Source organism: Flammeovirga pectinis, assembly GCF_003970675.1.
Classification (GTDB): Bacteria; Bacteroidota; Bacteroidia; order Cytophagales; family Flammeovirgaceae; genus Flammeovirga; species Flammeovirga pectinis.
In genome coordinates this window covers 461,199-483,898 of sequence record NZ_CP034562.1, presented here as the reverse complement: position 1 = coordinate 483,898, position 22,700 = coordinate 461,199, and the positions used below count along the sequence as shown (strand labels likewise).

18 protein-coding genes are annotated in these 22,700 nt (G+C 32.7%); 14 read left to right on the top strand and 4 right to left on the bottom strand.

The annotated features are described in order from the left end of the window. Positions 1 to 75 precede the first annotated feature (75 nt). On the top strand, positions 76 to 366 hold the full coding sequence (locus tag EI427_RS01975; RefSeq protein WP_126611050.1) for a KTSC domain-containing protein: 291 nt from the start codon (positions 76 to 78) through the stop codon (positions 364 to 366). On the opposite strand, the gene EI427_RS01970 is transcribed toward EI427_RS01975, so the two are convergent. Beyond that, on the bottom strand, positions 367 to 3,561 hold the full coding sequence (locus EI427_RS01970) for a SpoIIE family protein phosphatase (RefSeq protein WP_126611048.1): 3,195 nt from the start codon (positions 3,559 to 3,561) through the stop codon (positions 367 to 369). A gap of 501 nt (positions 3,562 to 4,062) precedes the next feature. Here EI427_RS01970 and EI427_RS01965 point away from each other — a divergent pair. Continuing rightward, positions 4,063 to 6,069 (top strand): glycyl radical enzyme family protein, encoded by a 2,007-nt coding sequence (locus EI427_RS01965; protein WP_126611046.1) that lies wholly within the window; start codon positions 4,063 to 4,065, stop codon positions 6,067 to 6,069. Between the two features lie 152 nt (positions 6,070 to 6,221). Here EI427_RS01965 and EI427_RS01960 read toward each other — a convergent pair whose 3' ends face one another. Beyond that, positions 6,222 to 6,650 carry a VanZ family protein gene (locus EI427_RS01960; protein ID WP_126611044.1) on the bottom strand — a complete coding sequence of 143 codons (429 nt, stop codon included), beginning with the start codon at positions 6,648 to 6,650 and terminating at the stop codon, positions 6,222 to 6,224. A gap of 12 nt (positions 6,651 to 6,662) precedes the next feature. On the opposite strand from EI427_RS01960, the gene EI427_RS01955 reads away from it, so the two are divergent. The 6 genes from EI427_RS01955 to EI427_RS01930 all read left to right on the top strand — a co-directional run bounded on the left by EI427_RS01955 (position 6,663) and on the right by EI427_RS01930 (position 11,495). Further along, on the top strand, positions 6,663 to 7,325 hold the full coding sequence (locus EI427_RS01955) for a peptidylprolyl isomerase (RefSeq protein WP_240655341.1): 663 nt from the start codon (positions 6,663 to 6,665) through the stop codon (positions 7,323 to 7,325). Between the two features lie 211 nt (positions 7,326 to 7,536). After that, positions 7,537 to 8,139 (top strand): hypothetical protein, encoded by a 603-nt coding sequence (locus tag EI427_RS01950; RefSeq protein ID WP_126611042.1) that lies wholly within the window; start codon positions 7,537 to 7,539, stop codon positions 8,137 to 8,139. Positions 8,140 to 8,141: 2 nt separating this feature from the next. Next, positions 8,142 to 9,020 (top strand): DUF3822 family protein, encoded by an 879-nt coding sequence (locus tag EI427_RS01945; RefSeq protein WP_170178367.1) that lies wholly within the window; start codon positions 8,142 to 8,144, stop codon positions 9,018 to 9,020. Next, positions 9,017 to 9,478: a pantetheine-phosphate adenylyltransferase gene (coaD, locus tag EI427_RS01940; RefSeq protein ID WP_126611038.1), complete on the top strand. Its 462-nt coding sequence runs from the start codon at positions 9,017 to 9,019 to the stop codon at positions 9,476 to 9,478. Before EI427_RS01945 ends, coaD begins: the two co-directional genes overlap by 4 nt. Before the next feature lie 72 nt (positions 9,479 to 9,550). Next, on the top strand, positions 9,551 to 10,978 hold the full coding sequence (gene ricT, locus EI427_RS01935; RefSeq protein ID WP_126611036.1) for a PSP1 domain-containing protein: 1,428 nt from the start codon (positions 9,551 to 9,553) through the stop codon (positions 10,976 to 10,978). After that, positions 10,971 to 11,495, top strand: a complete 525-nt coding sequence (locus tag EI427_RS01930) for a gliding motility lipoprotein GldH (RefSeq protein ID WP_126611034.1) — start codon at positions 10,971 to 10,973, stop codon at positions 11,493 to 11,495. Before ricT ends, EI427_RS01930 begins: the two co-directional genes overlap by 8 nt. A gap of 41 nt (positions 11,496 to 11,536) precedes the next feature. Here EI427_RS01930 and EI427_RS01925 read toward each other — a convergent pair whose 3' ends face one another. After that, on the bottom strand, positions 11,537 to 12,601 hold the full coding sequence (locus tag EI427_RS01925; protein ID WP_126611032.1) for a hypothetical protein: 1,065 nt from the start codon (positions 12,599 to 12,601) through the stop codon (positions 11,537 to 11,539). Positions 12,602 to 12,828: 227 nt separating this feature from the next. Here EI427_RS01925 and EI427_RS01920 point away from each other — a divergent pair, with 227 nt between their 5' ends. Further along, complete coding sequence (locus EI427_RS01920; protein ID WP_126611030.1) at positions 12,829 to 13,497, top strand: PD-(D/E)XK nuclease-like domain-containing protein; 669 nt, start codon at positions 12,829 to 12,831, stop codon at positions 13,495 to 13,497. Positions 13,498 to 13,557: 60 nt separating this feature from the next. Here EI427_RS01920 and EI427_RS01915 read toward each other — a convergent pair whose 3' ends face one another. Next, positions 13,558 to 15,318: an AMP-dependent synthetase/ligase gene (locus EI427_RS01915; protein WP_126611028.1), complete on the bottom strand. Its 1,761-nt coding sequence runs from the start codon at positions 15,316 to 15,318 to the stop codon at positions 13,558 to 13,560. 236 nt (positions 15,319 to 15,554) lie between these two features. Here EI427_RS01915 and EI427_RS01910 point away from each other — a divergent pair, with 236 nt between their 5' ends. The 5 genes from EI427_RS01910 (at position 15,555) to EI427_RS01890 (ending at position 22,678) form a co-directional block, all read left to right on the top strand. After that, positions 15,555 to 19,055, top strand: coding sequence for a S8 family serine peptidase (locus EI427_RS01910; RefSeq protein WP_170178365.1), 3,501 nt, complete (start codon positions 15,555 to 15,557; stop codon positions 19,053 to 19,055). A gap of 124 nt (positions 19,056 to 19,179) precedes the next feature. Next, on the top strand, positions 19,180 to 19,935 hold the full coding sequence (gene kdsB / locus EI427_RS01905; protein ID WP_126611024.1) for a 3-deoxy-manno-octulosonate cytidylyltransferase: 756 nt from the start codon (positions 19,180 to 19,182) through the stop codon (positions 19,933 to 19,935). Between the two features lie 119 nt (positions 19,936 to 20,054). Beyond that, positions 20,055 to 20,891, top strand: a complete 837-nt coding sequence (gene kdsA, locus EI427_RS01900; RefSeq protein ID WP_126611022.1) for a 3-deoxy-8-phosphooctulonate synthase — start codon at positions 20,055 to 20,057, stop codon at positions 20,889 to 20,891. Between the two features lie 55 nt (positions 20,892 to 20,946). Further along, positions 20,947 to 21,963: a transaldolase family protein gene (locus tag EI427_RS01895; RefSeq protein ID WP_126611021.1), complete on the top strand. Its 1,017-nt coding sequence runs from the start codon at positions 20,947 to 20,949 to the stop codon at positions 21,961 to 21,963. 10 nt (positions 21,964 to 21,973) lie between these two features. Next, positions 21,974 to 22,678 carry a phosphatase gene (locus tag EI427_RS01890; protein WP_126611019.1) on the top strand — a complete coding sequence of 235 codons (705 nt, stop codon included), beginning with the start codon at positions 21,974 to 21,976 and terminating at the stop codon, positions 22,676 to 22,678. Positions 22,679 to 22,700: the final 22 nt, after the last annotated feature.

Here is a 22,700-nt window from a genome sequence, read left to right as displayed (position 1 = left end):
ATCGTATTTTTAGATTGTTATCATGTACTAACTTATCCTATTGGTTACTGATTTTTCGATTTACGACAAAGACTTATGAGAGAAATACTCGTTGAAAAAATTATTACTACTGAATCTACGCTTGTAGAGTTTTTAATCTATGACCGTCAGACTGCTGAACTTCAAGTCTCTTACAAAAGAGGCAAACACTCGGGCAAAATAAGGAAATATAAAGATTTCCCTGCCGATTCATTTGATATGATTATTACAAGTAAATCTCAGGGAAGAGCTCTTTTAAGAGAACTCAAAAGGTACAAACATGAAGAGAATTCATTCTTTGGATTCTTTAAAAACTTATTTTCAACAGATAAGAAAGTACCTTATTAATTACAACTGGAGACCAAGAATTGTAATATCATCTATTTGATCTGCTTCCGAACTCCAAACATTTAAATAGTTCTCTAGCCATTTACGTTGTTCTAACATATCATTAGAACCTCCGGCTTCTATTAATAATTTCCTAAATTTTGAAATTCCCATTCGTTTTTCTTGATTATTAAATTGATCATAATAACCATTTGTGGTTAGATAAATGCTAACACCCTTTGGAAGAATGAAATTGTGAACTTCAAAACCTTTTACTTTTACATGGGCTGGTTCATTACCAATCCCTCTTCGTGTTCCTTTAATTTCAATCAGTTCATTATCCATAAAATAAAACAATGGTCTTCTAGCACCTGCATAGCTAATTTCAAACTGATCCTCATTTTTAAACACTCTTAAAATTAGCATATCAATACCAATTAATGCTGGGTTTTCTTTTGCTTTTTCCTTTAACCTAATATCAAGTTCCTCTAAGACATAATCTGTCTTTACATCTTTATTATCAATAATTTCACCTAATAAGTCAATACCTATAAGTGATTGAATTGCTCCCGGAATTCCATGACCAATGCAATCTGCAACAACAATATAAGAGATGTTTTTATTGAATGTTTTTTCCCAATAAAAATCACCAGAAACAATCTCTTTTGGTTTATATAAAAGGAATGAATTAGTATAAAATGAATTAATTTTTTCTACTGGCGGTAAAACAACAGATTGTAAATCTCTAGCATAAATCAATCGGTTATTCATTTCTTGCTTTTGATAGTTCAGCTTATCATTTACCTTTTTAAACCTATCTACCTGTTTTTTAAGAATAGATTCTCTGCCTGATAATATTTTATTTTGAGCTTCAATTTGCTGTGTTCTTTCTTTCACAACTCCTTCCAATATCTCTTTATCATATTGTACTTTTTCGTCATATAATTTAAAAGACACAAAACCAATACCTAGCATTATAGAAAAGATGCTAAGTATACCATACCAAGTTCTATACCATGCGTCTGTAACAATAAAAGAGAAAGTGGCAGATTCGCTCCACATGTACTCCCCTATTTGTTTTGCTCTAATAAATATTGTGTAATCACCTTTCTCCAAACCTGAAACAATAATCTTATTATTCCAGCCAATATCTTTCCACTTACCATCATTATATTTAAACTGATAGGAAATTAGATTTCCTGGAAATGTTAGACTTGCAAATTTTATATCTAAGTAAGATGCTGCCGAAATTTCTGGAATGGCTGTAAAACGAAATTTTCCAATCGAATTACCTATATAAGTAAAGACTGGAGTTGGCGTTTTCTTTATTGCTACTTTTTTATTCGATAAACCGACACCAGAAGCTGTTCCTGTCCAAATTGCTCCAAAATTATCCAAAAGGATAGTTCTATAACTCATGGTTTTACTTGGTAATCCAGAAAGTTCATCAAATACTAAAAATGATTTCCAATCTTTAACTCTGATTAAACCATTAGAGTTTGTCAACCAAATCACATTAGAAGACCTATAATCATTAATAACACCTTTTACATCTCCTAAATTTAAATGTGCAATAGTTTTCGCTCGTAAAGAATCTTTAGCAAAAAATGCTAAACCAAAATTTGTAGCTAGTATTGGTCCCTCATCTATAAAAACAAAATCGTTTACGCTTAAAGAGACATTTCTAACAATAGAAATTGGCTTACTTAGGTTTTCAAAATTATCAGAAGCTACATTATATTTGAAAAAATAATTACCATCCTTACTACCTCCAAGAAATAATCTTCCTTCTTGAAATTTCAGTACATTAATCTTACTAGTAATCCCCTCTTCTCTTCCATAGGAAATTATTTTTTCAAGGTTCTGTAATTTAAATAACCCCCCATGATCTTGCACATACCATAGGTCTCCCATTTCATTATAAGCAATAGAATAAATTGCACCTCCATAATTAGAACAATCAATTTTCCGCTTAAAATTTCCATCTTCATCATATATTAAGAATAAGCCAATATTAGTTGTTAGCCAATATTCGTTTTCTATATGAGCCACTTTTAAAACAATTCCATATTCTGATGAGATTTCCCATTTATCAATCATCTTATGATTAGATGTTGAGCAAAAGAAAAGAGTTCTTCCATCAGAAAATAATACCTGATTATTATCTTGAACAATAGTTTGTATATATTGGTAAGCATCTTTTTCGAATGCTGCTTTAAAGTATTGCTCCTTAAGATAAATCATACCATTATCAGTAGACAACCATATACCTGAAGATTCATCTTTAAAAACAGATGATATCACCTTTTGTTCTACATTCCCCACCTTAAAGTGGTGATAATTTCCTTTTTTATCAATTTTAATTCTATATAATCCATCATTCCAAGTACCTGCAAACCACTCATTTTCAGTATTTACAACTACATAAGAAGGAGCTATATCATCAAAAATTATTCTCTGTGATAAGATGTCTTTACCAGATTTATCTAATGTTATTTCTGTTACGCCAGATTGAGTAGAAACAATCATCTTCTTTTGGTAAAAAAAAGCATGGTTAATCCTATCACTTTGTGTAATCAACTGAATTTCGTTAAATACATTTTCTTTCTTTGAAAATTTATACAAATACCCCGCTTCAGAAAATGCGTAAAGGCCAAGAACTGGATCTTCTAATAATGAAAATGATCTTTGGAAATTAGTTGGTAAATCTTTTTCGTAAAATTTATATCGTGCTATTTGATTTAAAGCCGTATCAAGACAAACAATAGAGTGATTATCACAAATCCATATTTTTTGATCTTTAGTCTCATAAATAGATTTTGGATACCATAATAACGTATCAGAAGCATAAGTATCTCCTTGCAATACAGTCTCTACCTTAGGCTGATTATCAATCATATTAATTTTGACAACACCTAAATCTGTCGAAGCAAGTAAAATACCTTTAGATGTTGTGAAAATTTTCTTTACATAAAGACTAGGCAGTCCCTCTGTAACTTGAAGAAAGTTAGATCCATCAAAACGTATCAAACCTCTATCTGTAGCAGACCATACAAAACCTAAGCTATCTTTATCAACTGATTTAACTAAAGAATTTTGCATTCCGGACAGCTCATTGTAAACAACTTCATGCCATTGTGCATAAGAAAATTCAGAAAGTAGAAGAAAGAAAATAAAAAGAATATTTTTAATGTGATAAATAGTTTTATTCATCATTAATAATTGGTGAAAATTAAATTGAACCTATTTTAATAATAACTTTAAGTACTCACTTTTAATAGCTGACATAACAATCAATCATATCAACAAAAGAAGGTTTTAAGGGTTAATGTGTATAGAATTTAGTTAATGATTTTGTCTTTTCACAATAAATACAAAACTAAGTCTTAATAAATTACGCCATTACTTTTTATCATGTAAATAAATACTAGAAATGCAATATTGATTTTGATAAATTCCATCGCTTTCTTTGTATAAATTAAAAATAACAATCGATTAGTGTTTAGCAATCAATTTATTAATTAACAACCAAAATTATAAATTAACACTAAAGTTAACCTATATTGTTTAATTCCTTAAATAACAATAAGTTACACACTAAAAAAATGTAATTTAATTACTTGTTTTTACATTATAATTACAAGTAGAAGTTACTGGCTGTTTACAACTTAAAATGTATTAATAATTAAATTAATACAATATAACATTTCTGATAAAATGATGACTTATAAATTTTCTCTGGACGACAAATTCCTTGAAAAATACAAAAACACAAAACCACCATTTGGGTTTAATGGTCTTGGCGAATTGGTATATATGCGTACCTATTCTAGACTTAAAGACGATGGAACTAATGAAGTTTGGTGGGAAACTGTTAGACGTGTAGTTGAAGGTACTTATACTATCCAGAAAAATCACATCTTAAAATACCAATTAGGATGGGACGATGGTAAAGCTCAAGTATCTGCTCAAGAAATGTTCGACCGTATGTTCACAATGAAATTCTTGCCTCCAGGACGTGGTCTTTGGGCAATGGGTTCTGAGTTAACAACTAAGAGAAATTTATTTGCAGCACTTAATAACTGTTCTTTTGTTAGTACAGAAACTATGGCAAATGATCCAACAAAACCATTTGAGTTTTTAATGGACATGTCTATGTTAGGTGTGGGTGTTGGTTTCGATACTAAAGGAGCTGGTACTGTTCCTATTTATCAGCCAAATAACGAAGATAAAGTTAGGTATGTAATTCCTGATAGTAGAGAAGGATGGGTAAATAGCACTGGAATGCTATTGGATTCTTATTTCCACAAAGGTAGAGTAAACGTTGAATTTGATTATTCTAAAATAAGAGAAGCCGGTTTACCTATCAAAGGGTTTGGTGGAATTGCATCTGGTTCTGCTCCTCTTTTAAAACTACACGATCAAATAAGATCAATGTTTGAAGGTAGACCTGAAGATGCTACTATTACTGTAACAGATATTGTCGACATAATGAATATGATTGGCTGTTGCGTAGTTGCTGGTAATGTGAGACGTTCTGCAGAAATCGTTTTTGGTGAAGCTGATGACGAAGAATACTTAAAATTAAAAGATTACCGTTGGAACCCTGACACTCAACAAATGGAAGGATCTTCAGCACATAGATCTGAATATGGCTGGTCTTCTAATAATTCTGTATTCTCTAAAGTAGGTATGGATTACAAAAATGTTGCTGCACAATCTGCTGTAAATGGTGAACCTGGCTACATTTGGTTAGACAATATGAAAAAGTTTGGTCGTATGGGAGACGCACCGAACCACAAAGATAGCAGAGCAATGGGTACCAACCCTTGTGCTGAACAAACATTAGAATCTTACGAGCTTTGCTGTTTAGTAGAAACATTCCCTACTAGAGCAACAAATAAAGAAGATTACTTAAGAACATTAAAGTTTGCTTACTTGTACGCAAAAACAGTAACACTTACAAATACACACTGGCCAGAAACCAACCGTGTATTATTAAGAAATAGAAGAATTGGAACTTCTATGTCTGGTATTGCTCAATTTGTAGAAACTAATGGTTTAGATACATTTAAAGAGTGGTGTAATGAAGGTTACGAAACTATTCAGAATTGGGATACAATTTATGCTGAATGGTTATGTGTTACTCCTTCTGTAAAAACTACTTCTGTAAAACCAAGTGGTACTGTTTCTTTATTACCAGGTGTTACTCCAGGTATGCACTATCCAGAAAGCAATCATTACATCAGACGTATTCGCTTGTCGAAGAAATCTCCACTGATTGAAAAATGTATAGCAGCAAATTACCACGTAGAACCATCTGTTGCAGAATCTGACACTATGGTAGTTTCTATTCCGGTAGAAATCACTAATGTAAGAACAGTTAATCAAGTAAGTATTTGGGAACAAGTACATTTAGCTGCTTTCTTACAGCGTTATTGGGCAGACAATCAAGTTTCTGTTACAGTTACTTTTAAGAAAGATGAAGCTACTCAAATTGAACCTATCTTAAATTACTTCCAATATCACCTGAAATCAATCAGTTTCTTACCTAAATTAGAATTAGGAAATACTGTTTACCCTCAGATGCCATATGAAGAAGTTTCAGTAGAAAAATATAATGAGTTAGCTGCTCATATTAAACCTCTTAACTTTAACGATTTAGGGCAAGGGCAAGATGTGGAAGCAGAAAAATTCTGTGATGGCGATCATTGCCAGTTATAATTGAATTATGAATACCTAGGTAAATAAACACCTAAGTGTCTAAAATATAAAAGCCATCGTTCATTAATTTGAGCGATGGCTTTTTTATCAAAAACTTATTTAGAAATTAACATTTAGCTAAGTAAATACTTTCAACAACTAAAAATAGCTGCTTATTTGTAAATTGGAATTGGTATAAACTTACTCAAAATACCATAACAAATTACTCCTAAAACTCCTCCAATTGCATCTGCAATAAAATCCCAGAAATCACCTTCCCTACTATCCAATAAATTTGCTTGTAGAATTTCAGTCATTATTCCCCAACTAAACACTATAGTTAAAACAGTTACTACTATTAGCTGCTTATTCTGTTTCATAAAGCTTACACCACACATAGAAAACATTAAACAAGCGGTAAATATTCCAAAGATTCCGAAATGTCCAACTTTATCACCAAAAGGTAGATTTAGTAAAAAACTATCTCCTTCTACAGGGTTTTTAGTTAGTAATAGCTTTATAGTTACAAAAAACCATAGAATAGTAGGCACTAACCATACAATATCCTTTAGTATTTCATTCTTGTTGTCTATTTTCGTCATGATATTATAAAAATGATTTTTTCAAGCAGCAAAAATATGCGTTCCATCCCATTATTCCTTACAATTATCTTCTGTTTTCTAACAATAAACTCTTCATTCGCTCAGAAGAAGAAAAAACTTAAAGGAAAAGATGAAGTTGTTCATATAGAAACCTCTTTTGGCGAAATCGTCATTTTATTATTTGATGAAACCCCAGAACATAAAAAAAACTTCCTAAGGTTAGCAAAGGATGATTTTTACAATGGAACTACTTTTCATAGAGTTTTAAAAGGCTTCATGATTCAAGGAGGTGACCCAAATACCAGAACAGGTAATGATAGTACTAGAATTGGAATTGGCAATCCTGGATATACAATCAATAGCGAAATTGTTGAAGGCTTAGACCATGACTATGGAATGGTAGGAGCTGCAAGACAAAATGATGAGATAAATCCTAGTAAATCTTCTAGTGGTTCTCAATTTTATATCGTCGAAGCAAAAGAAGGTGCACACCATTTAGATGGTAACTATACAGTGTTCGGTTATGTGGTTGAAGGTATGGATGTCATCCAAAAAATTGCAGAATCTGACATTTATGACGACGGAGAACCTCTTGAAAGAATAGAAATAAACATAAAAGTTGTTAAAGAAAAGAAAAGAGATTTAGCCAAAAAGTACGAATTAAGAATTATTTAGAGGATTATGACGAAAAAATACACTTATTCTTGATTCAGTAACATGTTTTAGGTTAATGGAATTATTTTTTTTCCAAAATCTAATTAAATTTGCCTTGGTCAAAAATGGGTCTCGTTAATAATGTATTAGAGTTTATGATTTGTTCATTAGATCCTTTGACTGAAATAGTATTTAGTTCGCAGCAACATTACAACAAACTCACAGAAGAAAAATGACAAAGACAAAGATACTAACCATTTTAATGGTACCGGTAGTACTGATATTGGCATGGGCATTATATCATAGTGTATTTGACACAATCAGAGAAAGTAAAGAAATTAAAAAATCTGAAGCAGTCGTTACTAAACAATTAAAGATGATACGTGAAGCAGAAACAGCTTACCTATCAAGATACAAGAAATACACTGCTTCTTGGGATACGTTGGCGATGTTCATCGATGATGACACAATTTATAACGTACAAAAGAAAGAGATTATCACTCCTCGTACTAAAAATGATCCATTGTACTACACTCGTACTGATTCAGTTCGTATTGAGTATGATACAATTGGAGCAACTCAAGTAAGAGAGAGAATCTTCCCTGGTCAAAATTTTGACGCTAAGAAGTTAAAGTACATCTCTGGTAAAAACGGAAAAGAATTTGAACTTTCTGTAGATAAAAAGAAGAAAGGCAATGCTAATATTGCTTTTATTGAAGTAGTAGACAGATTCCCACGTGATCCACAACGTAAAGAATCTAACGCATCTCCTACTAGAAGACTTCTTAAGTTTGGTTCATTATTTGAAGCAACTACTGCAGGTAACTGGGAATAATATTGGAAGATCTGCTATTTGAATCAGTCAGATACTCCGTACATTCAAACAGCTTTGATGTTTCTCGACTTGCTGATTACAGCTTGCATTTGAGGGTACATCAAAGCTGTCTTGCTATAGGAGTATATGACCCTGAAAACAACGAGTGCTTAGCTCTTGAATCGTATGGTTACGAAACTGCAATGAACACCACTGCACTTATCGTAAACTTGCACAACATTGTGCAAAAACATTCATTTCTGAATGCTGCTTTTTGGAAGAACGTTAATATCATTTCTGCTCTTCCATCATTTGCTTTTATTCCTTCAGAAATTGAAGGTGAAGACAATGATGAAACTATCTTATCATTAACATCTAAATTCAGTAGTAAAGAAGATAAAATCTTTAAAAATACTACAAGTTTAAATGCTTCTATCCTTTTTACTTTACCTCAGGAATTAGAAAATTGGTTCTTTGAGATGTATAGTAATTCTAATCTATCATTTTCTCATAGCATGGAAAGCTTTATTCCTGAAGCTTTTGAATTTGATAGCCACTCTTTGCATTGCTACTTAGATAGTGATATGCTCTATCTTACAAAGTGTAATGAGGAAAAGCAAGTTACTTTTGCAAATTCTTTTAAGTACAAAACAGAACAAGATTTATTGTACTATGTGCTTTTTGTAATTGACGAGTTAAAAGGAACACCTCAAGACACTACTTTAACAATTTGGGGAGAAGTAAAAACTGATAATACAGCAATTGCTACTCTACGAAAATTTATTGGTAAAGTAAACACTGGAAAGAAACCTAAAGATATGCTATATGCATACCAGTTTGATCAAGAACCTCATGAACATGCTGCTGTTGATATAATTGGCAATATGAAATTAAATCGATGAAAAGAATAGCCTTTTTCCCTGGAACTTTCGACCCTTTCACTAAAGGTCATGAAGATATAGCAATTCGTGGTACTCAACTATTTGATGAGGTCATTATTGGTATAGGACATAATTCTAAGAAAAAGCGATTTTTTCCAGCCGAAAAAATGAAGGATTTAATTGAACTTCATTTTGAAAATAACCCTCAAGTAAAAGTAATTTTATACCAAGGTTTAACTGCAAAAGTAGCAAAAGACCTTGGTGCGTGTGTTTTGTTAAGAGGATTAAGAAACACAACAGATTTTGAATATGAAAATAGTATTGCCCAAGCTAACAGATATGTAAACGGCATTGATACTGTTTTTATTTATACATCTCCAGAATACTCTCATTTAAGTTCTTCTATTATTAGAGAATTGCATAAATTTGGGCATGATGTAGGTGAATTTGTCCCTTTTCACCTCAAAGAAGGGATTTAACTTTTTAAATGCTAAATTGCATTGAGGCTAGTTTGCCTCACCCTATCATTAGATAGTTTTAAATATATATTTATGGGATGTCAATCGTGTTCAACGGTTGCGTGTGGAGTACCTACAGGATGTGGCAGTAATGGAGACTGTGGTTCTGGCGGCTGTAGCAAATTAAATTCGTTTGATTGGCTCGGTGATATGGATTTACCCTCATCGCAACGTTTTAATATAGTAGAAATAAAATTTAAAGGTGGAAGAAAAGGTTATTTTAAAAATGACCAACATTTCGAACTTTATACAGGTGATCCATTAGTAGTAGATACTGGAAATGGACATCACATTGGTCATGTTAGTTTACAAGGAGACCTTGTACGCTTACAAATGATAAAAAAGGGTATTGATGAAGAAGATGATCTTTTACAAATTCTTCGTCATGCAACACCTAAAGATTTAGAGAAATTAGCGATGGTAAAAAACAGGGAAATACCAACCCTATACCGTACTCGTGAAATTATTCAGGAAATAGGTCTACAGATGAAACTTTCTGATGTAGATTTCCAAGCAGATAACTCTAAAGCTACATTTTATTATTCTGCAGATGACAGAGTCGATTTTCGTCAATTAATTAAAGTCTTAGCAAGTGAGTTTAAGATTAGAGTTGAAATGCGTCAAATTAGCTTACGTCAAGAAGCAAGTAGATTAGGAGGTATTGGTTCTTGTGGTAGAGAACTTTGCTGTTCTACATGGCTTACAGAATTTAAAAGCGTGTCGACTTCTGCTGCGCGTTATCAGAATTTATCTTTAAATCCTAGTAAGTTATCTGGCCAATGTGGACGACTAAAATGTTGTCTTAACTATGAGTTAGAAACGTATATAGATGCTTTAGTGGATATTCCAATGTTGGATAGAAACTTAAAGACAAAAAAAGGTGATGCTCAACTACAAAAAGTAGATATTTTCCGCAAGCGCATGTGGTTTAGTTTCCAAGGTGAAACAACATGGCATGTAATCTCAACAGAACGTGTGAATGAGGTTACACAAATGAATGCTAAAGGAAAATATCCTGAAACTTTAGAAGAAGATCTAGTGGATAAATCTGCAATGCTGCAAGAACAAAAACTTAGTAGTATTTTAGATAAACAACCTCTTCCTCAGAAAAAGCAAAAAGGACGTAGAAAACCTGATGATAAATTCAAGAAAGGACCTGATAATAAAAAATTAGATCAACAGAAAAAACCTTCAAGAAAAAAGCCTAACAATGGACCTTCGAACTTTAAAAAGAGAGTAACTCCTAATAAACAAGGACGTAACCCTAATCAACAGGGTGAAGGTAATCCATCTTCAAATGATACTAATCAGAAGCAAAACGTTCCAAATAACAAAGGAAACAACCCGCCTCAGAATAGACAAAATCAGAAAAAAGAAGACGGAGGTAAAAAACCATCAAGGCCTCCTTTTAAAGGGAATAGAAACAAAAGAAAAAGACCTGATAATTCTAATAATGAATAATTTTTTGTCTTTGAAGTCATACAAAGCACTCCTTTTATTAGGAGTTGCTTTTTTAAGTTTTGCATGTAATTCTTCTATTATAAATGAAGAATATGTAGATTATGAGGAGGGTGTTTGGCCGGCTGATTCTGTATCTTCATTTACTTTTGAAGTGGAGGATGCTAAACCTTATAATATCTATGCTTTGATTAGAAATACCACAGAGTATCCATTCCAAAACATATATATTAAATACAGTCTTACTAAAGTTGATTCTCTTCAGCCAGATACATTGATAAATGATAAAATGTCTGATTTTCAACTTTTTGAAGTAAAAACAGGAGAGCCTTTTGGACATATAGAAAATTCAACTGGTTTTAGTAGTACGGGTGCCGTATTTGTTCACCCTTTACTTCTCAGAAAAAAAACTTCATTCCCATCAAAAGGAACATATAAAATTGATATCAAACACTATATGAGGCCTGATACTTTAGAAGGCGTAATTGGAGTTGGTTATCGATTAGAACATGTAGAATAAAAAAACACCTCAGTTAAATTGAAATCACTGAGGTGTTTTTTTTAATAAGGACTATTTGCCTCAAACATATTTTTATATTTCTCTTGTCTTCTTAGTACATGTTCAATAGATTCTGTGACGATTTCACCCATATTCTCACATTTCAAAAACCGTGAACTTTTATAATGCTCTGAAAGATCGCTACGAAGTGTGATAACATTCTCTCTAGGTGCGATAATATCCTTCCGCATAGTTTTTAAAATATCTTTTGCTCTATGTCGGAAACCCATCACTCTACTAGCAATCATAAAGCGTTCTTCTGCTTGATACTGACGAACTGATTCCCATGAAATTTTACCCATCATTAATTTTAAAATCGCATTATTCTGACGGTAGAACTGAGGCATATAAATGTTCCTCCTCCCTTCATAACTCTGTTGATCAAAATCAATAGGTCTAATTCTATAGTTAATTTCATCAAAATCTGGCACCATTAATACAACCCAGTTAGAAGAGTGCATATCACCAAGCAGTTGAACAAAACATCTTTCATTAAACTTTACAAACTCTTTCGTTAAACGTGTCTTATTCTGATGGCCATCTTCTAAATAATGATTAATAAAAGAATCTCCAGGAATACCAGGTATATGTTCTTCAATTAATGTTTGTTCTGTAACAAGATAGCTTACCTTATTTGGGGATAAAATATCTTCTAATTCTAACCCATAAATACGAGAAGCATCGGCAACTTTTACATAAAAATAATCGAAGTTATCATTAATTCTATTTACAATTCTAATACGAAATGGTTTTGTATTCCCATAAGTACACATATCAACACGATCAATAAAAAGGTGCTCCATTACATTTACATTACCATCAGCTCTTAATGTAGCATATAATGTCTTTAATGTTGAATAGATTTGTTCCATATCATCCTGTGCATAAAACACAGTCACCCATAAAGTATCTTCCCCATTAGAATCGTATAATGGTATTGCTGTATTGTATCTACAAAGATCTTCGTATTTAATAGAAATAGGAGACATTCTATCGTACTGATCTAAAAAATATTCTAAAGGTTCTGTTACAGGGTACGGAACTTTCTTTTTACTAATTAATGCCATAGTCTTTTTTATGAATCTTTTAACTCAGAATTCATTTTCTTAATAAATGGTCTGAATTGGATATAAAGTAAATTTAATCAATTTACTACGGATTGAAAACATAACTTCTATCACTTTATTAATTCAATACACTAAAACTATCCTAACAGTGTCATTTTAAAAACAACAAACTTTGTTAGTTCATGCTCATAAATGCATCTTTGTACCTCATTTAAATTAAGTTCTGAATGTCAAACATTTCCTACGAGGTTATTGACATGGATGAAAAAGAATATAGAAATCATCCTGCTCTTGCCAATACAGATATAAAAAACGCTCAGCTCCTGTTGCTCGGTCAGCAACCGCACACTCCAAAAAAAGCACTGAGAGAAGGTACAATGCTACATTCTGCCATTCTTGAACCTCATGATTGGGTAGAGATGAGTAAAAAAGTTCCTGTTGCACAAGCAAATAGAATTGGACGAATTGCTGCTACGGCTAGAAATTACCCTTTACTAAAAGAAATGTTAGCACACCCCAATGTACAAATTGAAAAATGCGTATTTTGGAAAGATCCAATAACAGGTTTAGACTGTAAAGCAAAACCTGACTTATTTATAGAAGGTGAAGTTGTTGTTGATTTAAAAACGACAGCAAGAAGCATGAAAGAAGCCTTTGAGAAACAAGTTTTATCAAGAGATTTTGACAGGCAGATTGCTTTCTATAACATTCCTATCCAAGCCCCACTTACTAGGGTAATTGGTATTAGTAAAACATCTAAGGGAAGGTTGTTTAGACTTGAATGGGAAAAGGATGATCCTTACTTATCAAATGGTAAGCTTAAAGCTGACATTATGCTTAAAAAACTTGCTGAAGATGAGCAATTATTAAAAAAAGCTCTTCTTCTTAGAAAATAAAAACAAAGGCTTCGTAATGTAAAATCACGAAGCCTTTATCATATCTTAAGGAAAGAGAAGTTATGAATATAACCCTTCGATTACATTATCGTATCTCTCATTAATTACCTTTCTTTTTAATTTTAATGTAGGTGTCACTTCTCCTGAATCAATTGACCAAACATGATCTATTAAAGCAAACTTTTTCACCTTTTCCCACTGAGCAAATTGCTTATTTGCTTTCTGTATTTCTTGATCCATTTTCTCAATCACTTTTGTGTTTTTAATGATTTCTGAATCAGAAGTATATTCAATGTTATGAAGATTACACCATTCTTTTAATCCATCAAAATTTGGAACTATTAATGCCGATGGAAATTTTCTATTATTACCTATAACTGCAGCTTGCTCTATAAAATAAGATTCTTTGATTTTATTTTCGACCAATTGAGGTGCTACATATTTACCTCCAGAAGTTTTAAACATCTCCTTTTTACGGTCTGTAATTTTCAAGAATTTACCTTCTACAAATTCGCCTATATCACCAGTATGGAACCACCCTTCTTTTATTACTTCTGCTGTTTTTTCTGGAGCTTTATAGTACCCCATCATTACATTTGGTCCTTTTGCTAAAATCTCTCCATCTTCAGCAATCTTAACTTCAACACCATCCAATAAAGGGCCAACAGTTCCAACCATCATATTTTCATTATTGGCTCTATTTACAGCAATAACTGGAGAGGTTTCTGTTAAACCATAGCCTTCACATAATTTAATCCCTGCAGACCAAAACACCCTTGCTAAACGTGGTTGTAGAGCTGCAGCACCTATGTTAATAGCCTTTACGTTACCTCCTAATGCATCTCTCCACTTAGAAAAAACTAATTTATTTGCTAAATCAAGTTGAGAGTTATAAATAAAACCTTGCTCCTTTCTTGGTTCATATCTTAAACCTAGATTTAAAGCCCAAAAGAAAACACCTTTTTTAGCACCGCCTGCATCTAATCCTTTAGCAATTATCTTATCATATATTTTCTCTAATAAACGGGGGACTGTATTAAACACATCTGGTTTGACTTCTTGCAGATTTACTCCAATTGTTTCCATACTTTCGGCGTAATAAACGGAAACTCCATATTGCAGAAAATAATAAAATCCTGTTCTTTCAAAAATATGACATAAAGGTAAAAAGCTTAATGCTTTTGATTTACCTTTTTCAATAGGACATATAGATGAAACTGCAATTGCATTAGAGACTACATTCTGATGAGAAAGCATCACCCCTTTTGGTCTTCCTGTAGTGCCAGAAGTATAGATAATTGTCAGTAAATCTTCAGGCTTTACGTTTACCATAGACTCTTCTACTTCTCCTCTTTCTTTTCCTTTTCCTAAATTCTCTATTTCTAACCAGTGAGGAGCACCATCAATTTTATCAAAAGTAAAAATCTTTTCTACCTTGTCAACGCTTTGGGCTGCTTCTGTTGATTTATTGAATAAGTCATTATCTCCAACAAAAATATATTTAGCATCAGAATGATCGAAAATGTAACTATAATCAGAAACAGTTATAGTAGGATAAATTGGAACTACTATTACACCAATTTGCTGACAAGCTAAATCTATAAAATTCCATTCTGGTCTATTAGATGAAATTATAGCAACTTTATCATCTTTCTTAACACCTGAAATCAATAAACCAACACTTAAGTTATTTACAATTTCAATAACATCATCGGTAGAGAATTTTTTCCATTCTCCGTTTACTTTATAAGTAAGACAATCATTTTTAGGAAAGTTTTCTTTCTGAACATACAGAAAATCAAAAGCTCGTGATGGTTTCATACGTAAATTAAAGTGAGTGTAATTGAATTAGATATATTTCATTAAAAATAAAGAAAGAGCTATATTATGTAGCTATTCATCGAATATAATTTTAATAAATTGACATAGTTTATCATATTGCAAAAGCCAGCACCCTATTTAAACTTCTTCATTAGTGATTTATGAATAATAAAGGCCTAAATATATTATGCTTCTTTTGTGTTTTATGTTTCTTTTTATGCCCTCCAAAAAATTTGTTGGCACAAAATGAAGACAGATGCACTAACAAAGTAATTTATGTTAAACTAAAAAGCAAAAATTACGAAACCTTACAACCGTGGTCAAAAACTTTTTTAGCTGATAGAGATTTCCCTGCTAAAATGGTTGCTCCAAAATCTTATCAACACCTAATTCCTGAAAAAGATAATACCTTAAATTATATTTCTTTATTTAGAGCAGAGGCTCCAGATATACTACAAATTGATTTAAAAAATAGTCAACAAGCCTGTGTTTTAATTCATAAAATTGAAGAACATCCATTAGTCGAATATGTTGAAATTGCACCAGATTATGCTGACGACTTGGTAGAATATACTCCTAATGACCCTTTAATAGGTAGTCAATTTGCTATTGATATTCATAATATGAAAGCTGCTTGGGAAGTAGAAAAAGGAAGTAGTGATATTGTAATAGGTATTTCTGATTCTGGTTTTGAAATTTGGCATGAAGATCTGTTTAATAACATAAAAACAAATGATGCAGAGCTAAATGGCTTCCCGAATGTGGATGATGATAACAACGGCTTTATTGATGATGTTTATGGTTATAACTTTAGAAGTAGAGACACTACATTAACGGGATCATCACATGGTACACCTGTTGCAGGAGCTGCAGCTGCTGTAACAGATAATAATGTTGGTATTGCGGGTATGGGATTTAATTCAAAATTTATTCCTATTGTAAGAAGTTTAGGGTTACCTGGTATAATCTATTTAGCGGAGCGTGGTGTAGACATCATTAATATGTCTTGGGGTAGTCCAAATAGTAAATCCGTTGCTTATCAAGAAATTATTGATCATTATACAGAACAAAATAATGTCCTTTTTATTGCTGCCGCAGGAAATAACAGTCATAATGATGTAAACACAAATTACTATCCTGCATCTTACGATAATGTATTGTCTGTATCTGGGGTTAATAAGTCAAAAGTAACAACAGGTAGAACTAGAAGTTATCTTATAGATGTAGCAGGTGCCGATGGGTCCTATTCAACTATTGAAAAAAATAAATACACTGGTGCTAATGGTACTTCTTTTGCGAGTCCTACTGTCGCAGGTATTGCTAGTTTAGTTAAATCTAAATACCCAGAATTATCAGCTCCTCAGGTTGCTGAACTAATAAGATATACTTCTGATACTACTTTTTATTCCATAGTTGGGAATGAAAATTATAGAGACCGCTATGGTTTTGGTGTGGTTGATGCTTATAAAGCAGTCACTGAAAAAGATAACGTTCATGTTGTACGAGTACAAAACCCTAGATGGAGTAAATATGGGACTTCTGATATATCTGTTTCGCCTGGAGATACTTTAGCTGTATGGTTTGATTTCAAAAACATACTCAATGGAAACTCACCAAATTTAATTGCATCAATTTCTAGCTATGATACTGATTTAACACCTATTCCTAATGAAACATCACATGCATTAGGGCAAATGTCTGAAGGACAAATAAAAAACAACACAAATACCCCTTTTCTTTTTAAAATCTCAGCACAAGCAAATTCCATTAGAAATATACATTTTAAAGTTACTTTAGAAGATATTAATACCGGTTCTTATGAATATCGAGATTGGCAAAATACAGAGCTAAATATCACTTTAGAGCAATATGTACGCTTTAATTATGTCAAAGGGCATTTTAGACCAAATGGTACATGGGGTGTTAACCATGGTTTTGATTATTACAACAGGCATGGATATTATGCTTTAACAAGACAATCAGGATTTATCATTGCAACAGATAACGAACTGTCAGATGCGACATATATAGATATCAATGCAAATACCAGAAAAACAGATTTTGTAGGCACATCACCACTTCTTAAAGACTCTGATAATTCTAAAGATGCTAATTATCCTGTTACAACTTTTGAAGGTACTCTGATAGATGAAAATTCTGTAAATCCTGTTGGTGTAAATATAACCCAGAAGCTTTATGGGGCTTCTCGTAGCACTGTAGATAGAGCTGTGTTTACAGAATTAGAAATTACGAATACTTCAAATCAGACAATTAATAATCTTCATAGTGGATTGTTTGTTGACTGGGTAATGAATTATGCTTCTGGAGATACGCTTCAAAATCAGATTGATTCTGCTATGATTACCTACGATGCTGCAAATCAAGTGGCAATTATAGAAAAAACTGATAAGTCAAAATGTGCAGCAGTGAAACTCTTAAATGCTGGCAATGTTAATTTTCAAGCAATTGATAATTTAAACTCAGCAAACAGTAATATCGATATAACTGATGGGTTTTCTGATGATGAAAAAATTCAAGCTGTATCTTCTCTGATCGGGACAACTACAATTGGCTCTAGTACTCAATTAGCAAATGTTTCATCCGTAATTGCTTATACTATTAATGATTTAAAAATTAATGAAACCGCAAGAGTTGGCTTCTTAATCGTTGCTGCTGATACATTACCTCAACTTCTTCAACAACTGGATAGTGTAGAACAATATTGTGAGTATTGGCTTAAAAGTCCTTCTCCTGTTATTGATTATCAAATAGCGAATGAAGGAGAAAATGTTACTATTGCAACAAATAATTATGACATACTTGCTTTATATAAAGAAGAGAGCGGACAGAAAGTATTAAAAGAAACAGGAAGGTCTTTTGAAGTATTGATTGATAGTATATCATATTATTATGTTCAATCTCAAGGAAGATACGTTTACAATGGAGACCTTGTTCAATTAACAGGAAAAGTAATTCCAGATTTAAATATTGAATCACCTCAGTTAGTTTGTAAAAATACGACAGTATTAATTTCACCCGTAGGTTGTTCAAATTATAATTTCTATAGAGATGAATTATTAACCGAATTGTTATATACTGGGCCATTTCTATCAATTCCTAATATTCAAAGAGACACAGCATTTTATATAAAGTGTGCAGAGGTAGCTAGTGAAAATAATTTTGTTCATTTAGAGATTAAAATTGATTCTGTTATTAATGATTACGTTTTATCTGATACTACTTCTTATGTAGACGGGAGCATTAATGCAACTTTTAATCAGACCAATAAAGCTGCATCCTGGATTTGGCTTCTAAATAATGAACAATACGGTGAACAGGATGATGAAAATATCTCCATCACATTTGATCATCAAGGAACCCATTCTTTACGCTTATTTGCTACAAATAATGCAGGATGTACATATATTATTTCAAAAGAAATTGAAGTTTCTCTTGTCAATAGTTCAAACTCAATGGTCTATACTTTGGAGAATAGTATTCTTTATCCTAATCCAGTTACTGAAGGCAAAATTAACCTTGCTCTAAGCCAACAGATTGGGAAAATGAATTTTGAAATTCTTCAAATAAACGGACAGACTATTGAGAATAACTTATCCTACATAATAAATGGGAATGTTTACACCATTTATTTACCATCTGATCTAAAACCGAATACCTACTTATTAAGTGGTTCTTCTACCTCTGGATCTATGGTTTGGAAAGTAATTGTTCGTTAATACATACAAAGGATTGTCAATAAGTTTACCTTAAGGGATTTATTTCTTCCTCTTATATGTAATAGTTACTAAAACAATGCATTACATTTGCATGAACTAATCGAATAAGAACGAAAAAAAGAATATGCGGAAGTTTTTAGGAATTATTCCTGCTCGCTATGGATCGTCTAGATTGGAAGGAAAACCATTGGCTGATATATGTGGCAAGCCAATGATTCAACACGTTTATGAACGTGCCATTCAAGCAATAGATGATGTGTATATTGCAACAGATGACATTCGAATTATAGAAGTAGTCGAAGCTTTTGGTGGTAATGTTGTGATGACATCCCCTACTCATACAAATGGTACTACACGCTGTTTAGAAGCCTTAGAGCTTGTAAATAAAGAGACAAATAAAAACTTTGATACCGTTGTAAACATTCAAGGAGACGAACCTCTACTTGAACCAGTTACACTAACGGAGTTAATCAATAGTTTTGATGATACTACTGAATTTGCCACTTTGGTAACACCAGTAATTCATGCACAAGATTTAGAAAATGATAGTGAAGTATTTGTCACTCTAGATCATAATAAAGATGCTTTATATTTTAGTAGAGCTGTGATTCCAACTGTTCGAGGAATTGATCGTAAAGATTGGATGAAACACACTACATTTTATAAACACCTTGGATTATATGCCTATACAAAAAAGGCACTTTCACTTTTCTCAACTCTTGAGCCAACAACTTTAGAGAAATTAGAATCGTTAGAGCAACTACGATGGATCGAACATGGTTATAAAATTAAGGTTGGTATTACAGAACACGACAGTATTCCTGTAGATACTAAAGAAGATTTAGAGCGTGTAAGAAATATTATGCAAGAGTTAGTCTAATATTTACAAATAGCTAACGTTAATCATTGGTCGTTCTAGCAAAAATAAACTAAATTGCGCATCGTTGGAGAAACTGTCTCTTTTTGACATCCCCCCAATACAAAAGCAATAAAATACAGATGAGTAAAAACATTGTAAAAGTTGGTGACATTAATTGTGGCGCTGACGAATTGTTCCTGATCTCTGGACCTTGTGTAATCGAGGACGAGAGCATCATGATGAAAACAGCAGAAAAATTGAAAGAAGTTACGGAAAGGTTAAATATTCCGATGATTTATAAAGCTTCTTTTCAAAAAGATAACAGATCTTCAGTAGACTTTTATAGAGGTCCTGGTATCGAGGAAGGTTTACGTATCATGCAAAAGGTAAAAGATGAATTCGGATTCTCTTTAGTTTCTGACATCCATTACCCAGACCAGATCAAACCTGCTGCTGAAGTATTAGATATTCTTCAAATTCCAGCTTACTTATGTATGCAAACTGACCTTGTTGTTGGTTCTGCTGAAACAGGTAAAGTTGTAAACATAAAACACGGTCAGTTCTTAGCTCCTGAGAACATGATTAAACCAGCTCAAAAAGTTGAATCAACTGGTAACAAAAATATCATTTTAACAGAAAGAGGTTATTCTTTTGGTTACAATGATTTAATTGTTGATCCTCGTTCTTTCTACGAAATGAGACAAACTGGATACCCAATTGTATTTGACGTAACGCACTCAATCCGTAAATATGGAATTCCTTCTGCGGATCCTACAGGTGGAGCTCGTCAATACTTACCAACATTAGCTCGTGCTGGTGTGGCTGCAGGTATCGATGGTTTATTTATCGAAACACACCCTTGTCCGTCAGAAGCACTTTGCGATGCGGCAAGTCAATTAGATGTAAATCAATTAGAAGAGTTCATGAAACCGCTAATCGAATTACACAATATCGAAGTTAGTTACCGTAACAAGTAATTTCCTTCACCCTTAATTTGTACCAAATAATAGAAAATATATACTTAACAATAGTATGGAATTATATTTAGACTCTGCAGAGATCAATGAGATCAAAAATGGTTTTGAACAAGCACCGTTCATGACTGGTTTAACAACTACTCCAACATTCATGGCTCGTCATGGTATCACTGATATCGACGGAACAATTGTTGAGTTGTCTAAAATTGTACCTGTTCTTCAAATTGAAGCATTAGGAGACACTGCAGAGGAAATCGTTGCAGAAGCAAAACGTCAAGAAGCTTTAGGCTTAAGCCGTGAAACTACAGTTTATAAGATCCCTGTTTCTATGGTAGGTCTTAAAGCTTGTAGCATGCTTGTAAAAGAAGGTTTCAAAGTGAACATTCACTTGGTATATACTTTACAACAAGCATATATGGCTATGCAAGCTGGAGCAACTTATGTTTGTCCTCTTGTTGGTCGTTTACAAGATCAAGGTCACGATGCTTTAGGTTTAGTAGAGCAATGTGTTGAAGCTGTAGAATACTACGGTTACAATACTAAAATTATGTTCTCATCTGTACGTACAATGCAACACGTTCGTGATGCTGTAAGTATTGGTGTTCACACAATTACTGTACCTTGGAAAATCATGACTCAATTGACTGAAAACCACTTTACAAAAATTGGTACAGATCAATTCGTTAATGATACTCGTTTAATGACAGTTAAAGTTGGTGAGGCTATCTCTACTAACAACCCTACTGTTACTGCTGATGCTACTGTTGCTGAATGTCTTGTTAACATGACTACTAATGCAACTGGTGCTACTACTGTAGTAGACGCTAACGGTGTTGCTATTGGTATCTTTACTGATGGTGATTTACGTCGTTTAGTATCTGAAAAAGGTGGAGACGTTGTGAACACTAAAGTAGGTGATTTAGGATTAACTGCTCCTATTTCAATCGACGCTAATGAATTATTATTTGTTGCTTCGAATTTAATCAAAGAAAAGAAAGTTGACGAACTGGTTGTTACTCAAAACGGTAAAGTAATCGGTATGTTGGACGTTCAAGATATGATGAAATTCTAATTTCACTCTAATGAGAGAAGAATTATTCAAAGAAGGAGGAGGCGTGTTTGTAACACCCTCCTCTTCTCTTTTACAGCAATTACAAAATGTTAAAGGTCTAATTTTTGACTGGGATGGCGTTTTTAATGGTGGTGTAAAAGGCGGTGCTATGCCAAGTCCATTTAGCGAAGTTGACTCTATGGGTGTAAACATGCTTCGATTTGGTTATTTCTTAGAAAACGGAGAAATTCCATTTACAGCAGTTGTAACTGGAGAATTTAATGAAGCTGCTTTTAAATGGGCCAAAAGGGAACATTTTGATGCTGTTGTTTATCTTGTAAAAGATAAAGTAAAAGTATTGCCTCTTGTAGACGAAATGTCTGGTGTAAAAGCTAAAGAAATACTTTTTACTTTCGATGATATTTTAGATATCTCCTTAGCAAAAGAAGTTGGTGCTCGTTTTATGGTAGGACGTTCAGGTAGCCCTTTATTTACAGAATATTGTAGAATGAATGGACATACTGACTACATAACGGGTAATTCTGGTTCTAATAATGCTGTAAGAGAAGTATCTGAGGTTGTTCTTTGTTTACTCGATCGTTTTGATGAAACGATTGATAAGCGCGTTGATTTTGAAGGTGAGTATGCTACTTACATCAAAAAACGTAATGAAATACCTACAAAGTATTTTAAGAACGAAGGCAATGAATTTATTCCAAGTGATCCTTTATCATAATTGATCATGATCTAAAAAAGAG

Excerpts from the sequence above, each read along its gene's own strand:
- EI427_RS01920 (WP_126611030.1), top strand. The coding sequence starts at position 12,829 with ATGTCAAACATTTCCTACGAGGTTATTGACATGGATGAAAAAGAATAT.
- EI427_RS01890 (WP_126611019.1), top strand. The coding sequence starts at position 21,974 with ATGAGAGAAGAATTATTCAAAGAAGGAGGAGGCGTGTTTGTAACACCC.
- EI427_RS01925 (WP_126611032.1), bottom strand. The coding sequence starts at position 12,601 with ATGGCATTAATTAGTAAAAAGAAAGTTCCGTACCCTGTAACAGAACCT.
- EI427_RS01970 (WP_126611048.1), bottom strand. The coding sequence starts at position 3,561 with ATGATGAATAAAACTATTTATCACATTAAAAATATTCTTTTTATTTTC.
- kdsB (WP_126611024.1), top strand. The coding sequence starts at position 19,180 with ATGCGGAAGTTTTTAGGAATTATTCCTGCTCGCTATGGATCGTCTAGA.
- EI427_RS01955 (WP_240655341.1), top strand. The coding sequence starts at position 6,663 with ATGATTTTTTCAAGCAGCAAAAATATGCGTTCCATCCCATTATTCCTT.
- EI427_RS01975 (WP_126611050.1), top strand. The coding sequence starts at position 76 with ATGAGAGAAATACTCGTTGAAAAAATTATTACTACTGAATCTACGCTT.
- EI427_RS01965 (WP_126611046.1), top strand. The coding sequence starts at position 4,063 with ATGATGACTTATAAATTTTCTCTGGACGACAAATTCCTTGAAAAATAC.
- EI427_RS01915 (WP_126611028.1), bottom strand. The coding sequence starts at position 15,318 with ATGAAACCATCACGAGCTTTTGATTTTCTGTATGTTCAGAAAGAAAAC.
- EI427_RS01950 (WP_126611042.1), top strand. The coding sequence starts at position 7,537 with ATGACAAAGACAAAGATACTAACCATTTTAATGGTACCGGTAGTACTG.
- kdsA (WP_126611022.1), top strand. The coding sequence starts at position 20,055 with ATGAGTAAAAACATTGTAAAAGTTGGTGACATTAATTGTGGCGCTGAC.
- ricT (WP_126611036.1), top strand. The coding sequence starts at position 9,551 with ATGGGATGTCAATCGTGTTCAACGGTTGCGTGTGGAGTACCTACAGGA.
- EI427_RS01960 (WP_126611044.1), bottom strand. The coding sequence starts at position 6,650 with ATGACGAAAATAGACAACAAGAATGAAATACTAAAGGATATTGTATGG.
- EI427_RS01895 (WP_126611021.1), top strand. The coding sequence starts at position 20,947 with ATGGAATTATATTTAGACTCTGCAGAGATCAATGAGATCAAAAATGGT.
- coaD (WP_126611038.1), top strand. The coding sequence starts at position 9,017 with ATGAAAAGAATAGCCTTTTTCCCTGGAACTTTCGACCCTTTCACTAAA.
- EI427_RS01930 (WP_126611034.1), top strand. The coding sequence starts at position 10,971 with ATGAATAATTTTTTGTCTTTGAAGTCATACAAAGCACTCCTTTTATTA.